Annotated in this window: 30 protein-coding genes; 8 read left to right on the plus strand and 22 right to left on the minus strand. The window is 39.2% G+C overall.

Annotated elements, in window-relative coordinates:
- Positions 1–154: 154 nt before the first annotated feature.
- The 4 genes from MKY15_RS01990 to MKY15_RS02005 form a co-directional block, all read right to left on the minus strand.
- The gene (locus tag MKY15_RS01990) at positions 155–766 is read right to left on the minus strand and encodes a zf-HC2 domain-containing protein (protein ID WP_342538827.1); all 612 of its coding nucleotides are present in this window, start codon (positions 764–766) and stop codon (positions 155–157) included.
- The gene (locus MKY15_RS01995) at positions 756–1,265 is read right to left on the minus strand and encodes a sigma-70 family RNA polymerase sigma factor (RefSeq protein ID WP_342538828.1); all 510 of its coding nucleotides are present in this window, start codon (positions 1,263–1,265) and stop codon (positions 756–758) included. Before MKY15_RS01995 ends, MKY15_RS01990 begins: the two co-directional genes overlap by 11 nt.
- A 246-nt stretch (positions 1,266–1,511) precedes the next feature.
- Positions 1,512–1,937, minus strand: coding sequence for a 3-hydroxyacyl-ACP dehydratase FabZ (fabZ, locus tag MKY15_RS02000; protein ID WP_342539691.1), 426 nt, complete (start codon positions 1,935–1,937; stop codon positions 1,512–1,514).
- A 1,516-nt stretch (positions 1,938–3,453) separates the two neighbouring features.
- Complete coding sequence (locus tag MKY15_RS02005; protein ID WP_342538829.1) at positions 3,454–4,101, minus strand: alpha/beta hydrolase; 648 nt, start codon at positions 4,099–4,101, stop codon at positions 3,454–3,456.
- 1,055 nt (positions 4,102–5,156) lie between these two features.
- Here MKY15_RS02005 and MKY15_RS02010 point away from each other — a divergent pair.
- Together MKY15_RS02010 and MKY15_RS02015 are read left to right on the plus strand one after the other, a co-directional pair.
- Complete coding sequence (locus tag MKY15_RS02010) at positions 5,157–6,266, plus strand: YibE/F family protein (RefSeq protein WP_342539692.1); 1,110 nt, start codon at positions 5,157–5,159, stop codon at positions 6,264–6,266.
- Positions 6,263–7,036 (plus strand): YibE/F family protein, encoded by a 774-nt coding sequence (locus MKY15_RS02015; protein ID WP_067211806.1) that lies wholly within the window; start codon positions 6,263–6,265, stop codon positions 7,034–7,036. The genes MKY15_RS02010 and MKY15_RS02015 overlap by 4 nt, the downstream gene beginning before the upstream one ends.
- A gap of 461 nt (positions 7,037–7,497) precedes the next feature.
- Here the strand turns inward: MKY15_RS02015 and MKY15_RS02020 are convergent, their stop codons facing one another.
- From MKY15_RS02020 to MKY15_RS02040, 5 genes are all read right to left on the minus strand, one after another.
- On the minus strand, positions 7,498–8,112 hold the full coding sequence (locus MKY15_RS02020; RefSeq protein ID WP_342538830.1) for an MEDS domain-containing protein: 615 nt from the start codon (positions 8,110–8,112) through the stop codon (positions 7,498–7,500).
- 450 nt (positions 8,113–8,562) lie between these two features.
- On the minus strand, positions 8,563–10,539 hold the full coding sequence (locus tag MKY15_RS02025) for a TRAP transporter permease (RefSeq protein ID WP_255428706.1): 1,977 nt from the start codon (positions 10,537–10,539) through the stop codon (positions 8,563–8,565).
- A gap of 34 nt (positions 10,540–10,573) precedes the next feature.
- Entirely contained in the window at positions 10,574–11,113 is a 540-nt protein-coding gene (locus MKY15_RS02030; protein ID WP_338655653.1) for a DUF1850 domain-containing protein, read from the minus strand.
- Positions 11,114–11,209: 96 nt separating this feature from the next.
- A complete protein-coding gene (locus tag MKY15_RS02035) occupies positions 11,210–12,205 on the minus strand; it encodes a TAXI family TRAP transporter solute-binding subunit (protein WP_187045513.1) in 996 nt (331 codons plus the stop codon).
- 195 nt (positions 12,206–12,400) lie between these two features.
- On the minus strand, positions 12,401–12,985 hold the full coding sequence (locus MKY15_RS02040) for a phosphatidylglycerophosphatase A (RefSeq protein ID WP_067211817.1): 585 nt from the start codon (positions 12,983–12,985) through the stop codon (positions 12,401–12,403).
- Positions 12,986–13,095: 110 nt separating this feature from the next.
- Here MKY15_RS02040 and MKY15_RS02045 point away from each other — a divergent pair, with 110 nt between their 5' ends.
- The 3 genes from MKY15_RS02045 (at position 13,096) to MKY15_RS02055 (ending at position 14,853) form a co-directional block, all read left to right on the plus strand.
- A complete protein-coding gene (locus MKY15_RS02045) occupies positions 13,096–13,818 on the plus strand; it encodes an esterase family protein (protein WP_082786660.1) in 723 nt (240 codons plus the stop codon).
- A gap of 84 nt (positions 13,819–13,902) precedes the next feature.
- A complete protein-coding gene (locus tag MKY15_RS02050) occupies positions 13,903–14,418 on the plus strand; it encodes a YjcG family protein (protein ID WP_067211818.1) in 516 nt (171 codons plus the stop codon).
- Positions 14,419–14,421: 3 nt separating this feature from the next.
- A complete protein-coding gene (locus MKY15_RS02055; protein WP_067211821.1) occupies positions 14,422–14,853 on the plus strand; it encodes a GNAT family N-acetyltransferase in 432 nt (143 codons plus the stop codon).
- A 183-nt stretch (positions 14,854–15,036) separates the two neighbouring features.
- Here MKY15_RS02055 and MKY15_RS02060 read toward each other — a convergent pair whose 3' ends face one another.
- The 7 genes from MKY15_RS02060 to MKY15_RS02090 form a co-directional block, all read right to left on the minus strand.
- Positions 15,037–15,336 carry a hypothetical protein gene (locus tag MKY15_RS02060; RefSeq protein ID WP_338655648.1) on the minus strand — a complete coding sequence of 100 codons (300 nt, stop codon included), beginning with the start codon at positions 15,334–15,336 and terminating at the stop codon, positions 15,037–15,039.
- Between the two features lie 89 nt (positions 15,337–15,425).
- Positions 15,426–15,680: a stage VI sporulation protein F gene (locus MKY15_RS02065; protein ID WP_067211824.1), complete on the minus strand. Its 255-nt coding sequence runs from the start codon at positions 15,678–15,680 to the stop codon at positions 15,426–15,428.
- 17 nt (positions 15,681–15,697) lie between these two features.
- Entirely contained in the window at positions 15,698–15,850 is a 153-nt protein-coding gene (locus MKY15_RS02070) for a YjcZ family sporulation protein (RefSeq protein ID WP_082786662.1), read from the minus strand.
- A 67-nt stretch (positions 15,851–15,917) separates the two neighbouring features.
- Positions 15,918–16,280, minus strand: a complete 363-nt coding sequence (gene spoVAE, locus MKY15_RS02075; protein ID WP_067211825.1) for a stage V sporulation protein AE — start codon at positions 16,278–16,280, stop codon at positions 15,918–15,920.
- Positions 16,281–16,289: 9 nt separating this feature from the next.
- Positions 16,290–17,291, minus strand: a complete 1,002-nt coding sequence (locus MKY15_RS02080) for a stage V sporulation protein AD (RefSeq protein ID WP_187045516.1) — start codon at positions 17,289–17,291, stop codon at positions 16,290–16,292.
- Positions 17,285–17,740 carry a stage V sporulation protein AC gene (spoVAC, locus tag MKY15_RS02085; protein WP_067211830.1) on the minus strand — a complete coding sequence of 152 codons (456 nt, stop codon included), beginning with the start codon at positions 17,738–17,740 and terminating at the stop codon, positions 17,285–17,287. Before spoVAC ends, MKY15_RS02080 begins: the two co-directional genes overlap by 7 nt.
- Positions 17,740–18,147 (minus strand): hypothetical protein, encoded by a 408-nt coding sequence (locus tag MKY15_RS02090; RefSeq protein ID WP_156476079.1) that lies wholly within the window; start codon positions 18,145–18,147, stop codon positions 17,740–17,742. Before MKY15_RS02090 ends, spoVAC begins: the two co-directional genes overlap by 1 nt.
- Before the next feature lie 114 nt (positions 18,148–18,261).
- On the opposite strand from MKY15_RS02090, the gene MKY15_RS02095 reads away from it, so the two are divergent.
- Positions 18,262–18,783 (plus strand): CotY/CotZ family spore coat protein, encoded by a 522-nt coding sequence (locus MKY15_RS02095; protein WP_187045518.1) that lies wholly within the window; start codon positions 18,262–18,264, stop codon positions 18,781–18,783.
- Between the two features lie 218 nt (positions 18,784–19,001).
- Here MKY15_RS02095 and MKY15_RS02100 read toward each other — a convergent pair whose 3' ends face one another.
- Entirely contained in the window at positions 19,002–19,406 is a 405-nt protein-coding gene (locus MKY15_RS02100; protein ID WP_340740483.1) for a hypothetical protein, read from the minus strand.
- Between the two features lie 262 nt (positions 19,407–19,668).
- Positions 19,669–21,042, minus strand: a complete 1,374-nt coding sequence (gene mgtE, locus MKY15_RS02105) for a magnesium transporter (RefSeq protein ID WP_231885702.1) — start codon at positions 21,040–21,042, stop codon at positions 19,669–19,671.
- A gap of 93 nt (positions 21,043–21,135) precedes the next feature.
- Between mgtE and prpE the strand changes: the two genes are divergently transcribed.
- A complete protein-coding gene (prpE, locus tag MKY15_RS02110; RefSeq protein ID WP_338656793.1) occupies positions 21,136–21,876 on the plus strand; it encodes a bis(5'-nucleosyl)-tetraphosphatase PrpE in 741 nt (246 codons plus the stop codon).
- Here the strand turns inward: prpE and MKY15_RS02115 are convergent.
- Genes MKY15_RS02115 through MKY15_RS02130 form a run of 4 tightly spaced genes read right to left on the minus strand, consistent with a single transcriptional unit; the run spans position 21,860 to position 24,670 of the window.
- A complete protein-coding gene (locus tag MKY15_RS02115) occupies positions 21,860–22,816 on the minus strand; it encodes an RluA family pseudouridine synthase (RefSeq protein ID WP_342538832.1) in 957 nt (318 codons plus the stop codon). The two genes, prpE and MKY15_RS02115, sit on opposite strands and share 17 nt — an antisense overlap.
- Positions 22,788–23,588 (minus strand): NAD kinase, encoded by an 801-nt coding sequence (locus MKY15_RS02120; RefSeq protein ID WP_067211841.1) that lies wholly within the window; start codon positions 23,586–23,588, stop codon positions 22,788–22,790. The genes MKY15_RS02115 and MKY15_RS02120 overlap by 29 nt, the downstream gene beginning before the upstream one ends.
- Positions 23,585–24,262 (minus strand): GTP pyrophosphokinase family protein, encoded by a 678-nt coding sequence (locus MKY15_RS02125; protein WP_338655637.1) that lies wholly within the window; start codon positions 24,260–24,262, stop codon positions 23,585–23,587. The genes MKY15_RS02120 and MKY15_RS02125 overlap by 4 nt, the downstream gene beginning before the upstream one ends.
- Positions 24,263–24,280: 18 nt before the next feature.
- Entirely contained in the window at positions 24,281–24,670 is a 390-nt protein-coding gene (locus MKY15_RS02130) for a hypothetical protein (RefSeq protein WP_342538833.1), read from the minus strand.
- A 153-nt stretch (positions 24,671–24,823) separates the two neighbouring features.
- Here MKY15_RS02130 and MKY15_RS02135 point away from each other — a divergent pair, with 153 nt between their 5' ends.
- The gene (locus MKY15_RS02135; protein WP_067211849.1) at positions 24,824–25,516 is read left to right on the plus strand and encodes a lytic transglycosylase domain-containing protein; all 693 of its coding nucleotides are present in this window, start codon (positions 24,824–24,826) and stop codon (positions 25,514–25,516) included.
- Positions 25,517–25,586: the final 70 nt, after the last annotated feature.

The following is a 25,586-nucleotide window of genomic DNA, read 5'->3' on the forward strand; positions in this document are numbered from 1 at the left end:
AATGCCCCACGCACCCGTACGTCCTACCCTGGCTACTGATATATTAAATCCAATTAAAAAAAGGTCAACCAGTAAAAACTGGTTAACCTTATAATACGAAGCACCCGTTAGTGCAATAAAATACTACTGGCAACTATCTAGGTCTCCATTATTCTCATACCGCATTAATGAAAAATCTCCCTTGTGATGCTTTTATTTCAAAGAAATATTTTTCGTTCTTTTTTAAGCTATCCAATTTCACGTTTGTTCCAGGTTTTACCCGAATTTCATCGACTACTACTTTACCATTTACATCTTTTACCCTTAGAAGTACATCACTTTCACTATTTGCGTCATTTACGATAATCTTCTTCCAGAAAATACGATCATATATTAGATAATTTTTGTCGTTAAAACTTATGCTTTGCCACTCTTCCGAAGTATCTTCTACAACCACAATTGCGGTCACCTTTGGGGAAAAGTAATAATGAACAACACCTACGTTCTGATAAACTAGAGAACCTACCGTCAAGATAAAAATGGTCATAACAATAGCTGTAATGACTTGGATACGTCGTTTTTTATTGATTTTTTTAAAAGGTGCAATAGCTTTCACAACTTCTTTTGGATTTTGTTGAACATATGCAATTTGCCGTTCCATACTGTTGACACACGCCTTACACTCTTCACAATGCTCTAAATGGTCTTCAACTAGTTTTGCAGTATCTTCGCTACAAATACCATCAATATATGATGGCAATAAATCTTTAATAATATTACAATTCATATGGATCAATCCTTTCCGATAGTTTTAATTTCGCACGGTAATAGGTTACCCTCGCCCAGTTTTCACTTTTACCAAATATCTCGCCAATCTCTCTAAAGCTGAGATCAATGGATGTTCTTAATAAAAATAGTTCACGATAAGGTTCATTTAGCAGATGTATTTCTTTATGTATCGAAATAAGTGTATTGCGATTGACAAGCTTAACATCTGGCTGCTGTTCTGGAGATGTGATATCCATCCCCATTTGCACAATGTTTTCTACACTCAGATGAGTAGAATGGCTCTCCTTTTTTAAGTAATTATAGTATGTATGTTTTGCAATCTGACATAACCATACAGACATTTTACATTCACCGTTATATCGATGAATAGACTTTACCGCCTGATAAAAAGTTTCTTGGGTTAGCTCTTCAGCTACATCTACGTTTGACGTTAAACAAATAAGAAAACGTTTGACTTCGTCTGCATAAGATTCGTAGATGTCATTTAAATCCTCCACCTTTTCCCTCCTTCCCACCATTTTTTTGCATGGATACTTATATATAGCTTTAAAGTGTTATTCGTTACAAGAATTTTAATTTTTATTGGCTATGTTTAAGTTGGTTGTTGATTTCGTATAGAAAAATGAGCTTGGAGAAGCATTTCCAAGCTCATTTTTTCCTGTCTATTTTTTACTAAAGCACCCGTTAGCTGCATAAGACAACCTTTCGTTAGAGATTTTGAGTAACATTTTTAATATTTTCTTTTAATCACCAAAAGCAAATATTATTTCTACTTCGCAAACTAATTTCCCATCAACAGTAGCTAAACCTTTGCCTTTCCCAATAGGACCTTTTAATCGAGTGATTTCAACTTCAAGACGGAGCTGGTCTCCGGGTTTTACTTGCTGTTTAAAACGACAATTATCTATACCTGCTAATAGCCCTAATCGTCCTTGGTTTCCTTCTTTAGTTAACATCACAACAGCACTTACTTGAGCTAATGCCTCCACAATTAATACACCTGGCATAACTGGGTAATTGGGGAAGTGCCCGTTAAAAAAATCCTCATTTGCAGTCACATTTTTAATACCAATTGCTCTTTTTCCTTCTTCTAATTCCAAAATCTTATCCACTAAAAGAAATGGATAACGATGTCTAATTATTTCCTTAATTTTTTGAGTATCTAAAATCATTATTGCCCCCCCATAAAAATTTTATTAAAATCCTATTCACTAATTTTATCATCTGGTTTTAATAGTTGATACTAAAAAAATCTTCTTCAACTAACCTGCCCCTTTAGTTCAATAGGAAAAGCTGTCATGAAAGGCAGCCGATTGTTCAACTAAAGTATTCGTTATTTTAATAAGAACAGAGACGCTTATTAAACAATCGCGCCCGATTATGGAAAATCTTAAATGTTAACGGGTATTATTTCATCATTCGATAATTGACATAAAAATTAAATATTGCAGGTATTAACAAACTCAGGGCGAGACATAAGATTGCTGCAAATTTAGACTGTTTAATAAGCCGTTCATCGCCTAATTTTAAGTAATGAAAGAAGGACAGACTGAAATAAAAGCAAAGTACAATCAGTACTAGGGAAAGTATCCCTAACAAATTCCCTGCTCCCATAAATATTATATTATCAATGCAAATACCTCCAAATCGTTTAATCACTTTATTGCAAAACCTGATCGTTAGCTAAGTAAATTTGTAAAAAAATAATATTCGATAAAATGGCCCGTTAGTTCAAGAAGGAAAAAAGCTGACCTAGGTAGGCCATAATTTTTCACTAAAGAACCCCTCTAAAAAAATTATACCATTTATTTACTTAACTAACCTGCCAGTTAGTTGAACAAGGAATTCGATCGCTAAACAAGCTTGTATAGGCCATGCATCTTTAGTAGACATAACACCGGTTCTCGGCAGTTGTTTCCAACAGGTAACCCCTTGTAACACCTCAGTTCCCCTTCTATGACCCCTTACTTTATTTATGCTTGAATCCACTAACGGGCTTTCTGGTGAGCGCCAGGCCTGTCTACATGGATAATTATGCAGATTGACCTCAACAAGAAGCAGTCGAAAACCCTCCATGGAAATTCATAGCGGAGGTGGGAAGATATTTTCTGGCCGTGATTTTTCGTCCCCAGTGAATTGCCCATAATTAGCATGTGAATCCGTTTTTCTAAGTTACGACATTCCCGTAATGTCTAAACATATTTGGTAATGTGAAATATCATTCCCTACCCGGATTACGAGTAACATTTTCTAATAAGAAAACTGTTGTAGTATAAATAATTATTCAAAAAAGTAATACAGACCACCTGCTTACTTTCTTGTCCGCAATTTGTCCGCATAATTAATTTCCTGTACCGAACTTATTTTACTGAATTGATTTACCTGTTCACTAAAACCTTATTAAATCAAACTTATTTAACCTCAACTAATTCAGCTTAACCAGTTTAACTAAGGGATACAAAATCGACAAGGTAGGGGTCGCTGGTTCGAGCCCGGTCGGGACCATTGGGTGCCAAACCCGAAGAAAACCTTTAGGAACAAAGGTTTTTCCATAAAAAAGACGTTCAGGCCTTGTGCTTGGAGGTCTTTTTTTTATTGTTTTTTTGTAATTGGGGGGAGTTGAATAAGGAAACAGCTTTACTCCTTCTTGAAGTAAAGCTACTGTTAGTTGAAGATTCATTAAAATTACCAAGTTAATTCATTTAAAAATGTAAGTATATCTTTGTTCACGTCATTCATATCCGTTCCTAATGTCATTAAATGTTTAGAGTTCGGATACCCCTTCATTGTTTTTTGATTCGTCGCAACGCTTTGAAAAATTACCTCTGCACTTTCTTTATACAATGGCTCATCTAATTCACCATATAATATGCGAATTGGTGATGTTAAAAGTGCTAATTTATCCATCGTTATATCAATTACCTGTTGGAACTCAACTAATGAATCGATAGAAATATTTTGAAGACGTTTCATTTCTACATTTATTTGTTCTTCATTTTTTCCTTCCAGTTGTTTGTATCCTTTTGCATAATGAAAGACACGTTTTTGTAGAAAAGTTGCTTCCCTATGTATTGGAACTGACATTGTCACAACACCATTTATCTCCAACTCTTGACCAACTTTTAATGCAAACACACCACCAAGAGAAAGACCAATCACAGCTATTTTTTCAAAACCTTTGTCCTTCAACAACTTGTAACCGTTTAGTACATCTTGCCACCAATCTGACGGTCTATGTGTGAGTAGTTCTTCTGCTGTTAAATCATGTCCACTGTATAATGGTGCATAGCAAGAATAATTGTTCTTTTGCAAATACCTTCCTAACTTTTTCATATCAATCGTATTACTTGTAAAAGAATGTAATAGTAAAACGGCTTTCTCTCCACCTTTATAGAAAAGGCTTAGGGGGTACTATTTTCATCATTATTTTGAATACCTCACTAACATATTCTCAGAATTTAATTAAATAACAGAACATCGAATTTTTATAATTCCTTTAAAGTATAACATCCATTCATTATTGAACTAAACTGACCGTTGGTACAATACTATTTTTCAGACTACATCTTGTATTACTCACTACTCATTTTAGCAACTTGTGTAACTACTGCTGTAGAAGGTTTTACACTAAAATCCTCTGACAAATTTAGGCCGAATAAAACCGGTATTGTTCCAATTATAGAGATTTTTATATAGGTTCTCCTAGCAATATCGCTCCTAGAATATAGCCACCAACAGGATTTAAAAGCAACCAATTATTTGCTATAATAGCGTCTTTTTTAAGCATGTAAAACAGTAAATAATAGACCTAACCTCAAACCCTTAAAACTTAATCCCCTTTGACTTAAGATACATTGCAATAATAGTTCTATTTCATTAGTGAATACAGTCTCTTCATTTTTTTCGGAACCCAATTAACTAATTGAATATCATTTTCATCCCGAGTAAATGATTTTCCTGATTCTTTTCTGGCAAGTGATTGAATACGCCGCATCCCTGAACTTTTTCTTTCATTCTCAGCAGGGATTTGTTCTGCGTCTGTATCTTATTTTGCCGTTCTCTAATTAATTCCTAACGTTTTTTGATTTTATTGGTAGTTAATGATTTTTGATTCCTCATTAATTTGATACAATTGACTTCAGACATCCTTAGCATTCCTTTTGACCTCCACTGCATTTGATTCTACACACTAAAGCAGAGAAATTCCGGGAGACAGGCAAGTCTTTTTTGTTGAAATTTAAGTTTAACGTTATTTACTTTTTTGTTTCATAACACTTTACTTTTATTTCTCACTATACAATTGACCGTATACTGTTGTTATATGCAATAGATACTAACTATTAGTCGGAGGTTTTTCTTTGAATGTTGTCATAAACAAATTTAAAAAAATGCTACTCAAAAATATTGTTTTGTACAGCATTATAGCAGTTTGTTTTGTTGGTTCTATACTGTTTGTTCAATACAATTATTCTTTTTACGATCGACCAATTGCTAAAATTATCGAGACCAATCTCGAAGATTCAGTTCAAGTTGTTGATATGTATAACAATCGCGATCAGTTGTTCACACAGCAAATCATCGCCGAGATTAAAAATGGACAAGAAAAAGGACAACAAATCCATATAACGAACGAGTATTCAACTTCAGGTGCTTATGATCATGCATATCGAGTAGGAAACGATTTATTTGTTTCAATTGATGAGCAAACAAAGGCATCAGGCGATTTAACCGGAAGTATAAAAGATATTAAACGTGATAAATACATTGTTATGATCATGTGGGTGTTTATATTTGTTTTGCTTCTAATTGGGAAAAAACAAGGATTTTTTTCGATCGTCAGTTTAGCAGTCAATGCCCTCTTATTATCTTTTGCACTAGATGTTTATGTAAACAATTCATCTATCAGTTTACTTTGGATATGCGGGATAACCGTTATTTTATTTACCGTCACCTCTTTGTTACTCGTGAACGGTTTTAACGAAAAAGCATATGCTGCGATTGTCGCAACACTTTTAGGAACATTTTTCTCCTTACTGATTGCTTATCTGGTCATATGGATCACTGCTGGAAGCGGGTTACGATATGAGGAGATGAGCTTTCTGACACGCCCTTATGAAATGGTTTTCATGGCTGGTCTCTTCGTCGGTTCTTTAGGTGCAGTGATGGATGTCGCCATTACAATGTCTTCCTCTATCTTCGGGCTTTACGAGAAAGACAATCATATATCGACAAAAGCATTGAAGAAATCCGGTTTAGAAATTGGAAAAGACATTATGGGTACCATGACTAACATTTTGTTCTTTGCGTACATTAGCGGATCCATTCCAGTCCTTATTTTATATATAAAAAACCACACTTCACTGTCATTTGCCCTTTCTATGAACCTTTCTTTGGAATTAGCGCGAGCGTTGGCAGGTGGCATTGGGATTGTACTGGCAATTCCGATTGGTTTATACACTTCTATCTTCTTTGTGAATCGAAAGAGGCATAAATTATGAATGTATTGGTGTGGCTAGCAGCCATTTTGTTTATATTGATGATCGTCATTGGCGGAAAAAAAGGAGCACGGTCCTTCATTTCCTTATTCTTAAACTTTGGTGTCATCCTTCTTATCACATTGATCATGGCAGATCCGAATGCAAACCCAATTATCCTGACGATTATTGGGTGCACGATCATTAGTTGTATTAACCTTTTTTTCATCAATAAAGTGAACAGTAAAACAAAAACTGCATTCCTTTCTACTGCCATCACAATTGTCATTTTATTGATTTTTATCAATCAAGTGACGAAATTAACGATGATTCAAGGGTTTGGCGAAGAAGAAATCGATGAACTGACCATATTTTCTCTTTATATTGGTGTGGATTTTGTTAAAATTGCAGCTTCAGTCATTATTATGAGTACAATCGGAGCTATTACGGACGTAGCCATTTCGATTACTTCCCCTATGCTTGAGATATTTAACCAACATCCAACTATTAGTAGAAGAGACTTATTCAAATCTGGGATAAATATTGGAAAGGATATTCTAGGGTCAAATACAAATACGTTGTTTTTCGCCTTTTTTGGGGGTTATATGGCATTGCTTTTGTGGTTTAAAGACTTATCTTATTCTATAGGAGAAATCGTAAATTCAAAGATTTTCGGTAGTGAAATGATTACAATATTTAGTGCGGGTATTGGTATCGCACTGATTGTACCAATTGCTTCCTGGATTAATGCATATTATTTAGTGAGGACAAGGGAAAAAAAGAAAGTTAAATAGGAACCTAACTAGCAAAGTCTAGATGCGCCCCTTTACTAGGAAGGTTTTTGATTTGGCAATCATCAGAATTTGAAAAGCGATTGCCTATTGGCTAACTAAAATCGACCAACTAAATGTCCACAGTATGATAAAGTACGTTCTACCCCTTGATAATCTAGGGGTTACAAAATCGACATGGAGAGGACTGGATTGATTCCAGTCGGGACTATATCGTTAACCCCTTGTGCATAAGGGGTTACAGAGTAACACAACCCTTTATTGGGTTGTGTTTTTTATTATTAGTAGTCATCGAATGACACGTTATTATTGGTTATTTTTTTAAATAAAAAAAGATGACCCGTCTAATGATTAACGATAGGTCGCCTTTAATTTTACAAGCCCTCTGTTCAAAAACAACCGTCAATAAATGATTTCCTGCTGTTAAACTAATACGAACGCGCCTGTTTGTTAAATAATAAATATCATTTTACTACATTCGATGACTGGTATTCTTCCGAGACGATAAAATCATCTTCCAGTAGAACATAAGGATGTGTTTCCATCAAACTCGTTTTGAGGTAGTCGGGCATTTTATTTCCTTCGTATGCACAAATTAATGGAAACGACAGCAGATTTACAGCTTCGTCTACTATTACCTCTAAATCTTTTATAAGATGCAGTGGCTCTTCCATTGTAGCCCACTCGACATGTGCCCATGCTCGGAAAGAGATTTTATTTTCGACATAGGGCTGAATTGTCTTACTGAAGTAATCAGCGATTGAAGGTGGATGATAACTGCCACTTGACCAATAGAATTCGAGGCTATTTACATAGTGTATGAATTCCATTTGATCTTTCGTTAAACGTGTACTTAGTTCTTTGCGAATAATAGGATAAAGACGAGAATTCTCAATGAGAATCACGTAATCTCCCGCTGCAATACCATCTTGTACATAACTCAAAACCTGTATAATGTAATTTTCAATCCCATTATACTTATATAGTACATGAAGGTGACCATTCTTTTCGTCCTCGAACAACTGATTCATTTTTCTTTTCATTTCTCTTTTTGCAATACCATTTGAAATTTCAACCACAGTAACTACCTCCTTTATTATTAATTCGACATAGAATCCGATAATTCCTTCTTTATACAGACAGGTAAGCTTTTGAGGTTATCCTCCAAATTCCCCTTCCTACTCTACACGTGCGGCTGTCGATGCATACGGCGTACCGATTAGTTCAATTCAATTTAAATCATCAACTCTTATTGTTATGATACACAAACAAGTGCACCAAATTGTAATAAGGCTACTAACGACAATATCCATCCCTTCATTTTTATATACTTCATAAGACTTCATCCTCCCCTCTCTTCTAAAATTGTTACAGATATTCGAACAGTGAGTAATAAATGGTGAGGTGATTTTAAATACGTTCAGATATAATATGGTCGGTCAGCCACGAGATATGATCAAGCGACTATTCCCCAAACTAAAAATCCCTTCGCATATGAAAACTCATAGCAAAGGGATCTCCATATTCTATTAAGCTACTGTGACTTCCTTGCTATCGTCTTCTTTCTCCCGTGTCATCCACTGGAGTGCGACCATTGCCGCGAACAGAACCAGTCCGATAATGTCAGTAATAGTTTCTGGGTATATGAGAAGCATCCCTGTCGCTAAAGCGAACAGGCGCTCAATCCAATTACATTTTCGATACCAGAAGCCAATCATTCCTGCACCAATCGCAATCATCCCAATAATGGCAGTGAAAACGACCCATAAAATCTCTGGGACAGAGGCTCCCATCATGAGCATCGCAGGATTGAATACAAACATGTACGGTATGATAAATGCCGCAACAGCGAGCTTCGCAGAAACGACACCTGTTTTAATAGGATCTCCGCCTGAGATACCAGCTGCAGCGAATGCTGCAAGGGCAACAGGTGGTGTGATGTCTGCGATAATACCAAAATAGAATACAAATAGATGTGCGGACACAGCCACAACAATTGGAACAGTTGCGCCTGGGTTATCAAGCATAAGAAGCGTGATAATCGCAGGAGCAGCGATTGTTGACGTTATGACATAGTTCGCTGTTGTCGGTGAACCCATGCCCAAAACAATTGCAGCAAGCATTGTAAAGAACAGTGTGAGGAAGATGTTTCCACCTGCAGCTGAAATCAATCCAGTCGCAAGACTTAGGCCTAAACCTGTCTTCACAACAACCCCTACGATAATACCGGCACATGCTGTCGCTGCCGCGACACCAAGCGCTGTACGCGCACCATCAACCAATGCTTCAATCATATCTTTAAATCCAAGACGCGTTGACTTATCGAATGAGCTGACAATAATCGTTAAGACGATTCCCAACAATGCTGCTTTCATCGTAGGAATACCAATTAATAAAAAGACGATAATACCGATAATCGGTAAGAGTAAATATATTTTCTTTAATGTCTTTTTACGGTCAGGAATTTGGTCTTCCGTCATTCCTTTTAGACCGACACGCTTCGCTTCAAAGTGTGTCATAATCCAAACTCCAGTGAAATAAAGGAGTGCTGGAATCGCTGCGGCTTTTGCAATTTGCCAATAGGTAACGCCGCCTATGAATTCAACCATAAGGAATGCGGCTGCTCCCATAATCGGTGGCATAATTTGCCCGCCCGTCGACGCTGCCGCTTCAACGCCGCCAGCAAATTCCTTTTTATAACCAAGTTTTTTCATCATCGGAATTGTATACGAACCCGATCCAACAACGTTGGCAACCGAACTTCCCGAAATTGTACCTTGTAAAGCACTTGAGAAGATGGCAACCTTAGCCGGTCCACCGACTAAACGGCCCGCCAATACAACCGCAAGATCGTTGAAATAAGCTCCGACCCCCGTTTTGACAAGGAATGCTCCGAATAACAGGAACACGAAAATGAATGTGGAAGATACACTAATTGGCGTACCTAAAATTCCATCTGTCGTGAAAAACATCAATTGAACAACACTTTTCAGATCTTGTCCACGGTGTGCAAGGAATCCTGGGAAATATGGTCCGAAAAATGCATAGACTAAAAACACAGCCGAAATAATTGTAATCGGCATACCAACCGCTCGTCTCGCGGCCTCCATCGTTAAGAGGATGGCTAGGACCCCAACGATTATATCAAGTATTGATACACGACCAACACGTAACACAAGATCTCCGATTAGAAGCGGCCAATAAAGTCCGACCCCTATAGCCAGAAGCGCCAAAATCATATCGTAAAATGGTACCTTATTTCGTTCTCTCTTACTTTTTTTCCTAGCCGGAAACAGGATGAAAATTAAAGATAATGCAAATCCTAAGTGAATTGAACGTTGAATGTACGCCGTAAAAGGAGTTCCAATTGCTGTATATAATTGAAATATGGAAAACGCTAGTAAACCAAAAAATACAATTTTCTTAAATATGCCTGTAACATCACGTGTATTCGATTCGGGGTCATATTTTTGAAGTATTTCCAGTTGTTCTTCTTCTGACAACATTTTAAACTCTTCTGTTTGCGTTTCCAGCTCTAGCTCATCGTTCCGCTTTGTTTTTTTCCCCATTCATATGAACTCCTTTCAGCATTTGATAGAAGGATAGGTTCACAACACGAAATGTGTACGATTTTCCCCTTATCAACTGTTTCTTTAAATTTAGTTCGTTTCTTAAGTATCGAAAAGCTAATTCTGCATCTACATCTCCAACCAGCATGACAAATGAATCTATAACATTATCATCATATGTAAGCGTATACACCCCATCCTGCACAGTTAGGGTTTCTCCTTCTTCTGCATAGCCAGGCAAACCAATTGCAAGATCCTCGTACTGCATCGATAACAGACGTATTTTTCGATCAGCAGTCACTTCATAGAATTCAATGACATCTGTCAAATGAATGGAGTGAACGTATCTGATTTGAAAGCTGTTAGTATTTTTTAAAGGGACATAATAGACGTCAGGGTTTTCCACACGATGTTCAGTAAACGTAAACGCTGGTTTTATTGGGATAAAAAAAAGAATAGCAACTGAACAAATGAAAAAAGTAATAAACGGAACGGCTTTTTTGTGACACATCTCGCCTCTTCCTTCCGTTTCTAATTCATTAGATTAATTTCAAAAATGGGACGGCTAAAGCTTAACAACGCTTCACCGCCCCGCTAACATTACATCTTATTTTTTGATTACTTCATCAAAGTATTTCTGTGCACCTGGGTGAACCGGAATTCCGATTCCATCAAGACCTTTTTCAGCTTGTATCAATTTCCCTTTTGCATGTTGCAATTTAGACGCATTGTCGTAAATTGCTTTTGTAATTTCATAGCCTAATTCTTCAGGAACTTCATTTTGGATAACAAGCATCGCCCCAACGGAAACTGCTGGTGTTTCATTTGCCATTCCATATGTGCCTGAAGGAATCATTTCTTTAGCGTAGTAAGGATACTTTTTGATCAATTCGTCTGCTTTTGCATCTTCAACTGGAACAACAAATACTGACGCAACTGCGTTCAAGCCTTCAACCGCTCCCGTAGGTGTACCAGCTGTGATGAATGCAGCATCAATTTGACCCGCTTGTAGACTTTCTTGTGATTCACCAAAATCTAGACTTTGTGGCTTTATATCATCCATTGTTAGTCCATGTATTTCTAGCAATTGTTCCGCGTTCGCATACGTTCCAGAACCTGGTGCACCAACGGAAACTTTCTTCCCTTTCAAATCTTCATATGTTTTAATACCGTTCTTTTCAAGTGTAATCAATTGAACCGTTTCAGGGTATAATGCACCAATAGCTGAAACATTATCAATTACATCGCCATCAAACATAAGCTCACCTTTAGATGCGTAGTAAGCAATATCTGTTTGAACGAATGCAATGTCAGCATCACCGTCTTGAAGTGATGTCATATTCGCAGCAGATGCTTGTGATACTTCTGCTGTTGTTTTAATACCAGTCGCTTCTGAAATATAATCTGCGAATGATCCCCCGAGTGGATAATAAGTCCCTTGTGTTCCTCCAGTTAAAATACTTAGAAACTTATAATCTTCTTTACTTTTACCAGCATCTGAATCTTTCTCCGATGTCCCTGTATCTCCTGAGTTACATGCTGATAGAACTAGTAATGCAATCATCATAATAAATGTAAACAATCGCAATCGCTTTTTCTTCATTCCTTCATCCCCTTAAGTGTAATAATTCTCCATAATCCTAAAATACATCTTACCATGAAGTCTCTCTATTTTGTCAATAAACTTTAAAATTAATCAGTTTTTTGCAAGCGTTTACACGCGCTTTCTCACACACTATTCACCAAATTCAAAAAACACCTAAAAGGGAGAATCCTTTCAGGTGTTTGCAGTTATTCACTAAATTTGTGCACCTTTCACTTTCGTTTCAGGCATCGTTTCCTCAGGTGTAATATCTTCAAACGTTTCGCCCGCTTCTTGAAGATCGCGAGTTCTATGTGCGATTCTTGAAGCTGCACAAGCAGCAACACTGGCAACGAGATCGTCTAAAAATGTATGAATAGCTTGACCTTTTTTCGTGTCTAGTTCGTTAATGATGCCCATTTTATTTTTATCGAGATGACCAAATGTTGTTACTGCAATGGAACCATATGTAAACACGGCACCCAGTGCTATTGTTTCATCAACCCCGAATAGACCTTCATCAGACTCAACGATTTGTTGTAATGGGGCGGACAGTTTTCCCTGTTCTGCCAGTTCATCTAATTCAATTCCCACAAGGATCGCATGCTGAAGTTCCCGTTTTCGAAGGACTCCTTCGATAGATTCAATGCAGTGGGCCATTGTAAGACCATTATTATACGGATATTGTAGTTCATAGACGATTTCAGCGATTGCTTCCAACGTCACACCGCGCCGTTTCAAAGCCGCTTTCGTTGCTTCAGTCACAACTTTTGAATGTACAATTTTTGTATCATCATGCATTCCTGCCAACCCCTTTTATAGTTAGTATATAAACAGAACACAACTATTATACCTGACCTTAACGATATGATACAATTTCAATATACACGCAATTTGAGGAGGCAACCAGAGTGAAATACGGAAAAATAGAAGATATATCAATTTACAGTAAAGCACTTGATGAGGAAATGCAGTTGCTCATTCATTTGCCCCACAACTTTTCACCTCTCTATAAATATTCAGTGCTGATTGCATCTGATGGGAAAGATTATTTTCAGTTCGGCCGTATAGGACGGGTCGTTGACGAATTAATTGATGCCGAAGAAATTGAAAACGTCATTGTAGTTGGTGTTCCTTATAAGAGTGTCAAAGAACGCAGGCGCATGTATCATCCCGATGGGGACCGACGTGAAGCCTACACCCGCTTCCTTGCTCATGAACTTGTTCCGTATATCGACGACAATTATCCAACATATCAGATTGGGGCAGGCAGGGCTCTTATCGGCGATTCCTTAGCGGCGACGATTTCTCTTCTAACTGCATCGAAGTATCCCAATATATTCGGGAAAGTGATTCTGCATTCCCCTTATGTCAATGATTTTGTGCTTGAAAAAGTGGAAGCTTCACAAGATCCTTCCCGATTCTCCATTTATCATGTAATTGGAAAGGAAGAAACCCAAGTAAATACGCAAGTTGATGGTGTTCAAGACTTCCTTACGCCAAACAGAACATTAAACGAATTACTTGAAAGAAAAGGCTTCCCTTATTTCTATGATGAATTCAATGGAGACCATACCTGGAAGCATTGGCAACCCGATGTCCGCCGCGCCATTCAAATGGTTTTTGGTCACTAATTCAGACAAAACGGACATATTTTCAAGTATTCTGCTATAATCAAATTTATAAAGCTAAAACAATTATTCTAGGAGGTTTTTATTATGAAATACGGTGTCGTTGCTTTCCCATCAAAGAAACTTCAGGACTTGGCAAACGCTTACAGAAAGAGATATGATCCGCATTATGCACAAATCACGCCGCATTTGACGGTTAAAGGTGTATTCGAAGCGAACGATCAAGAAATTGAAGAAGTTGCAAAGGCAATTAAAGAAGTAACTAAAAAACACACACCATTTGAATTAAACGTGTCAAAAGTGGGCACATTCGCTCCTATCACAAATACAATTTATTTTAAGGCTACCCTTAACGATGAATTAGCTGCTTTGCATAAAGACTTGAACAACGATTTCTTCGGTGAAAAACCTGAGTTTGCATTCGTTCCCCACGTGACGATTGCTCAAAAACTTTCTTCTGGCGAACACGATGATATCATTGGTCAACTGAAAATGATTGGTGTCGATCATACTGAAACAATTGATCGTTTGCACCTTACTTATCAACTTGAAGACGGCTCATGGACGGTATATGAAACATTCCGCCTTGACGAGGATAACTGAAAATTGTTTGAAGTAAGATTCGCAACTTCTGACCTTGAACAAGAAGATGCATTTTCTGTCAGAAGAAAAGTGTTCGTGGAAGAACAAGGTGTGCCACTTGACCTTGAACTAGATCATTTCGATAAAACTGCAGCACATTTCGTCGTCTATTCATCAGAATCTCCAATCGGCGCAGGCCGTATCAGGGAAATCAACGACGGAATCGGAAAAGTTGAACGTGTCTGCATTTTAGGGGAATTTCGCGGGAAACATCTCGGAAACCTTATCATGCATGCACTTGAAGAACATGCTAAAACAACGGGTATGAACAAGATTATTTTAAATGCACAATCATATGCTGTCCCTTTCTATGAAAAATTAGGCTATGTCATTACTTCACCCGAATTTATGGATGCGGATATCCCGCATCGCGCAATGGAAAAAAGGATGATATGAAAAGCCTAAGTACGCCGTGTCCTGCGGCAATGGCTACGTGACCCCACATCCAGTGGGCCTCCTAGCAGTTGGCACCTAGAGCTAGACACCTACCTAAGTAGAAAAACTTATTCTTTCTTTTTTAAAATAAAAAAGGTTCGCATTGCTTTATAACAGCAATGCGAACCTTTTTCTTATTATCAGTTAGACATAAGCATTTATCGCGATACCTTTCCCTACTACTCTGGCGATCACCGGTGATAGATTAACTGGATTGGGACGGACAAATCCTTGATATGCCAAAGGTGCTGCTACAATGGGTTTCTCCTCTTCTTCCTCCCTTTCTCGTTCTTGATGCGAGGACTCTTTAAATTCATCCAAAAAGTCTGAATTTAACTTAACTTTGTTCACCCGATCAATATAAGCAAAATTATAAGCTTCCATACTCAATCGATTTGCATATATTTGAGATTGGATTGGTTGAATTGGTAAAATATAACCCATCGTTAACACCTCCATTTTTGCTAGTACTATTACTATATCCAGAAGTTAGTATTATTAAACCTATTATTCTGCTTTTTTATTAATTTATTTTATTGTCGGCCAAGCATATCTTGAATATCACTAATATTAACCGCTTTGCCATTCTTGACGATAGAGTTAACAAGCTCATCTTCCGTCTGTTGAGGTACTTCTTTTTTGGCGAGCCTTCCGACTTTCCGTATAATTTTCCTCACTTGCCGTTCATCACTGAAATCTGCATATTGAATTGCATTTGCAAGTGCAAAAACTTCTTCCATCGGGACGCCTGTTTTTGATTCGATTTTCCGGAAAAATGAATCATTCATCTGTTATCTCCCCCTTTTTATACGCAAAAAGTGCGGCCTACAATGATAAGCAAGATGAATAGAACCACAATCAGGCAAAATGTTGAACCGCCGCCTTTTTCATTTTCATAACCGCCACAACCTCCGCCGCCGTATCCGCCGCCACCGAAAGAATTACATCCTCCAAACATAATAATACCCCCTTCCTTTCTTCGTATCCTATGCAGACACGAGAAGAAGGAAGAGGGCGCATGACTATTAAACCTTTCCTTTCGATTTAAAAATAACAGATGCAATGAATCCAAATAGGATCGCTGAACTGATTCCTGAACTAGTCACTTCAAACATGCCTGTCATAACACCAATCAGTCCATGTTTTTCGGCTTCTGCCATTGCACCATGGGTTAGGGCATTACCGAAAGAAGTAATTGGTATCGTTGCCCCCGCTCCAGCAAAATCGATAAACGGCTCATACAGACCCACCCCGTCCAACACTGAACCTGCAACAACCAAAATGCACAATGTATGTGCCGGTGTCAGTTTTGCTACGTCAAACAACAGCTGCCCCACAACGCAAATGAGACCACCTACAATAAATGCTGTAATGAAAATCGAAACCATAATCCACACTCATTTCATTGTTAATTCGATTGCATGCGCAATGCACGGAATCGTATCACCTTGTTGAAATGATAACGGAGATAATAGCGCGCCCGTCGCAATTAGAAGGACCCGTTTATATTCACCCGTGCTCATTTTATCAATTATTTCCGCGAAGAAAACGGAGGCAGAACAACCTGCACCACTTGCCCCGGATAAAAATGATGCGTCAGCACCGTAAAATTCTTTACCTGCATCCCGGAAATTTTTAGTCACGTCAATTCCTTGATTGCTCGCAAGTTTTTTGTATAACTCAAAACCAGTTTTCCCAAGATCTCCTGTCATGATCACATCATAGTCTTTCACGTCTTTATTGTGACCTTTTAAATGGCGGGTAAGCGTATCTGCCGCTGCCGGTGCCATCGCCGCCCCCATATTCAGTGGATCTGTCATTCCGAGATCTATTGCGCATCCGATTGTTCCACACTCTATAGAAGGAAACCCTTTTTTATAAGGTGCGACAGCTGCTACCCCCGCCGCTGTGACAGTCCATTGAGATGTCTCAGGCTTTTGTGAACCGTACTCATTCGGATAGCGGAATTGTCTTTCAACTGCATTATGCTGACTAGATGCTCCAGCAATAGCGCAAGTCGACATGCCCGTTTCTGTCAGCAATGCAGCCATTAAAAGCGAAGATACTGACGTTGCACAAGCTGAAAATAGGCCAATATAGGGAATTCCAACCGTTGTAGCCGCAAAATTTGAGGGTGTCATCTGGTTAATAAGATCGCCAATTAACAGGAAATCGGCGTCGCTTGGTACAGAATCCACTTTACTTAACGCAATCATGCACGCATCTTCCATCATTTTTGCATGACCATGCTCATTTGTTTTCATTTCACAGCGCTCATCCTCGTAAACTTTATCAAATTTATCGACGAATAGACTTTTCTTTTCCAAAGGTCCAACTGTAACACCTGTTGCCACAATGGATGGGGTCGTTTTGAATGTCAGCAGTCCGCGCGCTACCATGATACGACACCAAATTTCACAAGTATCGTCTTAATGAGTGCAACAACAAATGCCGAAAAAACGCCGAAGAGAATGACTGAACCCGCTAGTTTGAACATGTTGCCGCCAACTCCAAGAACATACCCTTCCGTCTTGTGTTCAATTGCAGCAGAAATGACAGCATTGCCGAAACCTGTAATTGGAACCGCACTCCCCGCTCCTCCAAATTGGGCAATTTTCTTATACAATCCAAAACCCGTTAACAGCATCGCAAAAAATATCATCGTTGCAACAGTCGGGTTACTAGCCGTCCGTTCCGTGAAATCAAAATAAGTCATATAAAATAGCGACACAAATTGGCCTACCAAACAAATTGTGCCTCCCGTCAGAAATGCAAAAATGATATTCCGCATCAATGGTGTTTTAGGGGAAATCTCTTTCTCTAACTTCGCATATTTTTTTTCGTCCATCATGTCTCTTCCTTTATAAGCGATTTCAATTTTTCAATCTTTTTCCCCTGATCCTTTTTGTCATCCAAATCAATGAGCTTGTTCGTTTCCATCCATATTTTACTGTCTGCTGAAACGGTAACGTCCAACTCTGGGTAGCTATTTTCTAATTTTTTCTTGAGCTCCTTTTCAATCTTTTCTTTTTTGAAGCGCGAAAAGGTTGTAAGCGTAACGCCAGTTAGCAAGTCATTTTCATGAAAAACAGTGACCGCTGATGTGAGACGTTTGTCATTTATCAATACTTCTTCGGCTTTCGCATGATCCTCACTGGAATTGTTGTCAATCCGGAATCCGCTACCTGAACAGCCGGATAGTAAGACAACTGCGAAAAACACAAGGCTAAATTTACGGATACGCGTCCCCTCCATTTTTATACAGTATGCCTTTTCATACTAAACTTTATTCATTATTCACCTAAGCGCCCTAACACTATGAACTTTGCCGCATAAAGTATAAAGAATTGAGAAATGGAGGTGGAATTAATGGGATGTGGAAGAAATGAAGAAGATAATGAAAGAAAGCACCAAGATGACTGTGTATGTGAGGTTGTCAGGTTCATCAAACGTTTACAGGATGCTGGAACAGACGATGACTGTGTAGAATGTGAAACAGATTGTTTCATGGCTCCGCTTGGTAGCATATCCAGCCCTGCACGTAACCGTGTTAATACACGCGTTTTCATGCTATTGACGAAGAATGGTGATCCGTTCAAAGCAATGTTCCGTCCGGAAAGCCGAAGACATTACCTACACAATTGCTTCTCTACTTTTTTCAGAGTCCAAAACGTCTTTGACGGCTGCTGCGCAACATTGCAAGTACTAGCACCGTTAGACAGTAACAATAATCCGGTGGACATTATTAAAAACGGCAAGCTAGATCTCGAAGAACTTTGTAAAGTTACTAGGTTTGGTGCGACAGATTCATGCATCACAGTAGACTTGACTTGTTTCTGTGGAATCCAATGTATCAAAGATACGTTTATCGACTTTTGCGACGTAGATTAATTAATACCCTGCAATGCCCAAACAACCCAACAGTTTCAATCTGTTGGGTTGTTTTAATTTTTCTTCATCATTGTAAAAAAGCAGGACGGAGAGATTCCCCATCCTGCCTTTTTACAATAATAAGAAAGTATAGGTTTTTCACATGCAGCAGTGTCTAGACTCCATCTCCTAGCCCCTTGAGTCGCTTCAGTCCTTAAGTTAAAGGCACCTCCGTTTTCTTATTTAATTTCATCAAACGGCTTACCACGCCATAATACTTCTTCAATCTTCCCCATTTCCACGGCTATTATTTCATGATTGACACCTTCCAGATCAATCCATACTGTTTCTTCTTCAATCTTCTCAATCGTTCCAGATAGTGTTTCTTCCTCTAGAACAAATTGAAGTGGCTGATAAGCTTGGCGACGGAACGAATTACTTAAGTAAATAATTTTACGTTGAATGCCCGGATTCACTGGCACGACTTCGGTAACACTTATCTGTTCCTCATTTTCCACCACCGATTCCTCTTCATTGTTCAGTAAAAATACTGACGTGCTCTCCTCCACTATAATCGCAACTTTAATAAAGACTGGTGGCCCGTCAACAAACAATAACGGTTTATTTTGATAAATGTTAAGCACATCCTTTTTAACACAGTATATGCGCCCATTTTACGGATGTTCATAAAAAAAAGCGCATGACGCTGATTAGCCCCGACAGGCGTAGATGAAAAGGAAGGTAGTCTAAATTCGCGACGTCCTGTCGCAGCGACTACTTACCTGTATCCTTGCAGGCACGAGGATGCGTACTACAGAGCCTCTACAGCAAACCGTCTTATGACCCATGGGGCTGGCGCCTGGAGTCTAGACATCCACCCAAATAAAAAAGGTTTTCACCAGTGATCTAAAGATCACTGATGAAAACCGTTGCAAGACCAAGATAAATAATAACGCTAATAACATCATTTAATGTTGTGATGAAAGGACCGGACGCAACTGCAGGGTCGATTTTCAACTTATGCATAAGCAATGGGATGAATGATCCTGAAATCGTTGCGACAAAAATTGAGACAAAAATGGCAGCACCTACTAATAGACCAATTACGAATTCATTCTTCCACACGTAAATTAGACCAACTACAAATAGTGCACAGATAAAACCTGTCATCAATCCTGTTCCTGCTTCACGGATAAGTAGCTTGAATTTACTTTCGTCCTCAACATCTCCTGTCGCAATACCGCGCACTGCGACAGCAAGTGCTTGCGTTCCACTATTCCCTGCAGTACCCGCAATAAGAGGAATGAATGCAGCTAGAAGTGCCACTTTCGAAATTGTTTCTGTAAATAAGTCTATTAAATTAGCAGTAAGCATTCCGAGTACTAATAAAATAAGCAACCATGGAAGTCTTTTTTTCATAGCTGAGAATGAGTTTTTATCGAATGTATCCATATTGGAAACCCCAGCAAGTTTGGAGTAGTCATCTGATGCTTCTTCATCGAGTACATCGATAATATCATCGACTGTAATAATCCCAAGTATATGCTGTTGGAAGTCGACAACCGGGACGGCAAGGAAATTATAGTCCTTGATCATCTTGGCAACATCTTCCTGATCTTCTGAAACGAGAACACTTACGACTCGTTCACTCATTATAGAACTAATCAGTGTATCTTCATGTGCAATGATCAAATCGCGTAGCGATATAACACCTGTCAGGCGATTATTATCGTCAACGACAAATATATAATAAATTGTTTCTGCCTTCGGTGCTTCATTGCGCAAAATTGTCATCGCAGAACGGACTGTCGAATTCTGTGGAATTGTAACAAATTCCGTTGTCATGATCGACCCGGCCGTATATTCTTCATAATGAAGTAATGCTTTGATCTCAGCAGCGGCTTCTTTATTCATTAGCGTCAAATAGCTGACAACTTGTGATTTGTCGAGTTCATTCAGGACATCTACCGCGTTATCGACAAACATGAACGAAATCATGTCTGCCGCATACGTCGTGTCCATCTCCTGAAGGAACTGTTTGTATTCATCGTCGCTAATTTCACTCGTCTCAAATATTTCCGCAAGTTCTTTTGGTGATAAGTATTGATAGATGATTTCCCGGAGTTCCGGTTCGATTTTCTCGTAAAATATCGCTCTGTCATACGGATGAAGGCGTAGGTACTCATTTCGGAAAGATTTAATGTTGTGCTGGATAAGTGTCTCTTTCAACTTCTCTTCATCGAAAATAATTTCTTCTTTATGCTCTTCTTTTATGTTCACAGCTACACCTTCCTTTCTACTTCTATCGTGGATTAATAAAGTGAATAAGGGTATTATATACGAATACATATTGTGAAAAAGGGTGATGAAAATATGAAGTACGATATTGTCGGTGATATTCACGGTTGTTATGATGAATTCATGCATTTGATTGACAAATTAGGATACGAGATGATTACAGGTATCCCCCTACATCCCGATGGCAGAAGTCTGGTATTTGTCGGAGATACGATGGATAGAGGGCCTCAGTCGATTAAAATGTTGAATCTTCTTTTCAAAATCCAAGATGAGCATACACTTTATTATTCCCCGGGAAATCATTGCAATAAGTTGTATCGCTTCTCCAAGGGTAACCAGGTTCAACCCACACATGGTCTTGAAACAACAGTAGCTGAACTCGATGCATTATCAAGTGATGCGCGTAAACACTTCTTGACTAGATACCGTCAATTTTACGAAGCTCTACCGTTATACCATACCCTTAATGAAGGTAATCTTATCATTGCACACGCAGGCATCCGTGAAGAAATGATTGGTGCACCCTATTCGGAAAAAATACGGGTATTCGTTCTCTATGGAGATATCACAGGCCAAAAGTTACCCGATGGTAGACCTCTTAGACGTGATTGGGCTAAGCACTACAAAGGTACTCCCTTCATAGTCTATGGTCATACGCCTGTAAAGGAAGTACGCTTTGTAAATAACTCTGCGAATGTTGATACAGGTTGCGTATTCGGCGGTAAACTTACAGCCCTACGCTATCCCGAAATGGAAATTGTATCAGTTCCTTCTTTACAACCATTTGTGCCAGAGAAATTTACTGTGTTTGTTTGATATCAGTGTTGGTTAGACGCTTTATATCTAACGGAATATCGCATCTAAACTCAACTTTTTCACTTGTAAGTGGATGCAAAAACCCAATCATCGCACAGTGTAAAGCCTGCCGACCAATCACCCCATGGGAGCCGCCATATAAATCATCACCATGTAGCGGATGGCCTGCCCACCTCATATGGACACGTATTTGATGCGTCCTGCCCGTATAAAGGGTTAGTGCAATTTTTGTTAACTGTTGACCTTTTATGTCCGAACGACCCAGTACTTCTACATCTGTCCGAGCGAATTGGCCATCTTCACGCACAATTCGTTCAATAATGCTACCATCTTTTCTACCAATTGGTTGTACAATGCTGAATTGGTCCCTTTCAACATGTCCTTCAACCAGGGCGATATACTGTCGATGAAAACCGGAATTTGTCATCTGTTCACTAAGCAGATGATGAATATGCCGGTTTTTTGCAATACAAATTAGACCCGATGTATCCTTGTCAAGACGCGTGACGACATGTACTGTGGCTGGAAGTCTTTCCTTAGCAAACTTTCCGGCAACGGCATTCGCCATCGTTCCATTGGGGTGATCTCGCGACGGGATAGTACTTTGCCCTGCTGGCTTATCGACAATAATTAGCGCTTCGTCTTCATAGACAATTGTTAAATCACCTATTTCTGGAAGTAAACCTGGGCTTGGCTCTTCTGATGGAAAAATAATAAGTACTTCATCACCTGACTGCAACGGATGTCGCACATTGCGTTCAAAGCCATTCACGCGGATATCTCCGCCATCATATTTAGTCGCAGTTAACGTTCTTTTAGATATCCCTTTTGCGTGCAAGAATTCGCGTAGCAGTATACCGCCTTCATCCACCTGAAATACGAGGCGAAACCTGCGATCCAGCTCATCCCCCTTAGACATCGCTGTCAATGAATGAATCATGCACACGTCTCCAAAATGGAAACGGCCTGAACCTTCCGAAACGTACTTTTTCCTTTGAAACTTGATATTCAATCGACTTCACATCTTTATGTAGAAGTTGCAAATGGTCGACTGTTACCATGAAATCTGGTCCTTTTACAGGTGTTAGTGCACATTTATGATGCGCGGGTAGCACTAGTGGTGCGCCAACTGTACGGAACACCCGATTGTTAATAGATGCCATTTCTGTCAATTGCATGGACGGTAGAGAAGGATGAATAATTGCTCCGCCCAATGCCTTATTGTATGCAGTAGACCCAGAAGGCGTTGACATACATAACCCGTCGCCACGAAAACGTTCAAAATGGTTGCCATTCAGTTCAACATCCATGACGAGCGTCACATCAGGAGATTTCACCGTCGACTCATTCAGTGCAAGGTACAATGCGCTATCCTTATCGTTTCGGTAGTTAATCTTCACATCAAGAAGTGGGTATTCGAAAACTTCGAATTCTTTACGAGCAATAGAAATAACAAGCTTTTCAATTTCAGCCGGCTTCCAGTCTGCGTAAAACCCTAGATGGCCTGTATGAATTCCGACAAACGCTGTATCTTTCAATCGGTACTTATACTTATGAAAAGCGTGGAGTAAAGTACCATCTCCTCCAATTGACAAAACGATGTCCGGTTCTTCTTCATCGAAAAAAAGCCCGAAATCTGTCAAATATTCCTTTGCTTCATCCATAAGTTTGTTCGACAATGCATCGTTTCGTGTCTGTATTGCAAATTTCATATTTTCCCTCCTCCTTTCCCGTTCGCCTCTCCATAGCGTCTTGTCGCTGTTTCTTTGAATGCACTGAAATATTGTTGCGCATCCTGAATTTCATTACGAATCTGCGACATTTCTTCATCTAGCTGGAAGGCTGCTTCCGCTGCTCGTTCTAGTCGATGCCTAATTTCATCCGGCATTTCGCCTTCGTATTTATAATTCAATGAGTGTTCAATCGACGCCCAGAAATTCATTGCTAACGTACGGATTTGAATCTCGGCAAAAATCGTCTGCTCCCCATGAATCGTCTGAACAGGGTATTTGATAATTAAGTGATAAGACCTGTATCCACTTGGTTTATTATGTGCGATATAGTCGCGCTCTTCAATCACTTCGAGGTCATTCCGCTGTCGTAACGTTTCTACAACAGTACTAATATCATCGACAAACTGGCACATCAGACGAAGGCCCGCAATATCAGGCAGTTCAGCGGCAAGTTCTGCCGATGGTTCGAATGGAATCCCTTTTTCAAGTGTTTTGTCATAGATACTCGCGAGCGGCTTCACCCTGCCCGTCACGAATTCAACGGGCGTATGTACGTCTTCCAATTCATACTGAGCTCGCAAGCCCTTCAATTTCACTTTCAGTTCATCTACTGCTTGTTTATAAGGTTCAAGAAATTGATTCCACTGCCTCATCCGGACCCCTCCCAGCTGTTATTCCATATGTTGAAGTATCGAGCTGAATGCTTGCTCGACTGCCGAGGAGAATGCTTCCCCGTAATTATCATTACCCTCAATATTAAAAATAAGCATTGTCAGTTCATCTTTGAATCCAGGAAGCGGAATTATTTCATCCTTCCACGAAAGCACCGGATCTAAATTCGTCGTCAATACATCGACCATAAGTGGCCATACAGCCTGTGTTAAATGAAGATGCTCGTACCCTGCTTCTACTTCTAAAAGATAAACAAACGACAAGTTGTCTGAATCTGTTATCATCTTTCCAGCTGGTATACCTTGAGGCTTTCCTGCTTGTTCTGCTGCTAAAAAGAGGATTTGTTCATCATTTCGAAGTCCACTATCAATTCGATTTTTAATGTTCACAATTTCTTCTTCCCTTCATGCGTCATTACGTTTATTCTATCATATGCTGCGCGGCCTTGCAGTCTAGAAAATGCGTTTCCCCACATAAATTGGTATACTAATGTTAAGTTATTATTTCGCGAGCGAACAGCTTAACGTCAGAAGGGACAGATCATGATGGATACGCACACAATTCGTACATTAATGGAAATAAATACACTCCAGTCTCTCGGAGCTGTTCAGACACAAACTGAACAAAATAACACATCCCCATCCCTCTTTAACACACTATTAGAGGAGATGTTAGGCGGCACATCCATAACGGATTCCTTATCTTCCGTTTCATCTACACTACTCGGAAGCCTCAATAATATAGAAAGCTTGCGCTATGACGGAAAAAATGGTGTGTTTGAACCTTCTTCTCTCAGCGCTATCCTTTCCACGGCGCAACAAAGTTCAACTGTTCCCATGAAAAATACATCCATTGGGGATGACAGCTATCGCGATATTATTAGCCAAGCTGCAAACAAATATAACTTGCCCGATAAACTGATTTCTGCCGTTATCAAACAAGAATCGAACTTCAACAACGGTGTTGTCAGCCACGCGGGTGCACAAGGCCTTATGCAGCTAATGCCCGGAACGGCAAAGTTCCTAGGCGTAAAAGATAGTTTCGACCCTGTCCAGAACGTGATGGGCGGAGCCAAATACTTAAGACAAATGCTTAATCAGTTTGGCGGTAATATCGAGCTTGCCCTTGCTGCTTATAATGCAGGTCCCGGAAACGTAAAAAAACATGATGGGATTCCCCCATTCAAAGAGACACAGCAATACGTAAAAAAAGTGCTCGGCTATTTCAATGCATAAGATTGATAATCTAACCTACTGTTTCATAAACGGAGCGCTTTATTTGTGAAAAGAGTGCAGGGTTGATAGA

This window comes from Sporosarcina sp. FSL K6-1540, assembly GCF_038620285.1.
GTDB lineage: Bacteria > Bacillota > Bacilli > Bacillales_A > Planococcaceae > Sporosarcina > Sporosarcina psychrophila.

Bases quoted from the DNA above. Each gene is read 5' to 3' on its own strand.
- MKY15_RS01990 (WP_342538827.1), bottom strand. From the start codon at position 766: ATGAATTGTAATATTATTAAAGATTTATTGCCATCATATATTGATGGT.
- MKY15_RS02005 (WP_342538829.1), bottom strand. From the start codon at position 4,101: ATGAAAAAGTTAGGAAGGTATTTGCAAAAGAACAATTATTCTTGCTAT.
- MKY15_RS02010 (WP_342539692.1), top strand. From the start codon at position 5,157: ATGCTACTCAAAAATATTGTTTTGTACAGCATTATAGCAGTTTGTTTT.
- MKY15_RS02015 (WP_067211806.1), top strand. From the start codon at position 6,263: ATGAATGTATTGGTGTGGCTAGCAGCCATTTTGTTTATATTGATGATC.
- MKY15_RS02025 (WP_255428706.1), bottom strand. From the start codon at position 10,539: ATGTTGTCAGAAGAAGAACAACTGGAAATACTTCAAAAATATGACCCC.
- MKY15_RS02030 (WP_338655653.1), bottom strand. From the start codon at position 11,113: ATGTGTCACAAAAAAGCCGTTCCGTTTATTACTTTTTTCATTTGTTCA.
- MKY15_RS02035 (WP_187045513.1), bottom strand. From the start codon at position 12,205: ATGAAGAAAAAGCGATTGCGATTGTTTACATTTATTATGATGATTGCA.
- MKY15_RS02040 (WP_067211817.1), bottom strand. From the start codon at position 12,985: ATGCATGATGATACAAAAATTGTACATTCAAAAGTTGTGACTGAAGCA.
- MKY15_RS02050 (WP_067211818.1), top strand. From the start codon at position 13,903: ATGAAATACGGTGTCGTTGCTTTCCCATCAAAGAAACTTCAGGACTTG.
- MKY15_RS02060 (WP_338655648.1), bottom strand. From the start codon at position 15,336: ATGGGTTATATTTTACCAATTCAACCAATCCAATCTCAAATATATGCA.
- MKY15_RS02065 (WP_067211824.1), bottom strand. From the start codon at position 15,680: ATGAATGATTCATTTTTCCGGAAAATCGAATCAAAAACAGGCGTCCCG.
- MKY15_RS02070 (WP_082786662.1), bottom strand. From the start codon at position 15,850: ATGTTTGGAGGATGTAATTCTTTCGGTGGCGGCGGATACGGCGGCGGA.
- spoVAE (WP_067211825.1), bottom strand. From the start codon at position 16,280: ATGGTTTCGATTTTCATTACAGCATTTATTGTAGGTGGTCTCATTTGC.
- MKY15_RS02080 (WP_187045516.1), bottom strand. From the start codon at position 17,291: ATGGTAGCGCGCGGACTGCTGACATTCAAAACGACCCCATCCATTGTG.
- spoVAC (WP_067211830.1), bottom strand. From the start codon at position 17,740: ATGGACGAAAAAAAATATGCGAAGTTAGAGAAAGAGATTTCCCCTAAA.
- MKY15_RS02090 (WP_156476079.1), bottom strand. From the start codon at position 18,147: ATGGAGGGGACGCGTATCCGTAAATTTAGCCTTGTGTTTTTCGCAGTT.
- MKY15_RS02095 (WP_187045518.1), top strand. From the start codon at position 18,262: ATGGGATGTGGAAGAAATGAAGAAGATAATGAAAGAAAGCACCAAGAT.
- prpE (WP_338656793.1), top strand. From the start codon at position 21,136: ATGAAGTACGATATTGTCGGTGATATTCACGGTTGTTATGATGAATTC.
- MKY15_RS02115 (WP_342538832.1), bottom strand. From the start codon at position 22,816: ATGATTCATTCATTGACAGCGATGTCTAAGGGGGATGAGCTGGATCGC.
- MKY15_RS02120 (WP_067211841.1), bottom strand. From the start codon at position 23,588: ATGAAATTTGCAATACAGACACGAAACGATGCATTGTCGAACAAACTT.
- MKY15_RS02125 (WP_338655637.1), bottom strand. From the start codon at position 24,262: ATGAGGCAGTGGAATCAATTTCTTGAACCTTATAAACAAGCAGTAGAT.
- MKY15_RS02135 (WP_067211849.1), top strand. From the start codon at position 24,824: ATGATGGATACGCACACAATTCGTACATTAATGGAAATAAATACACTC.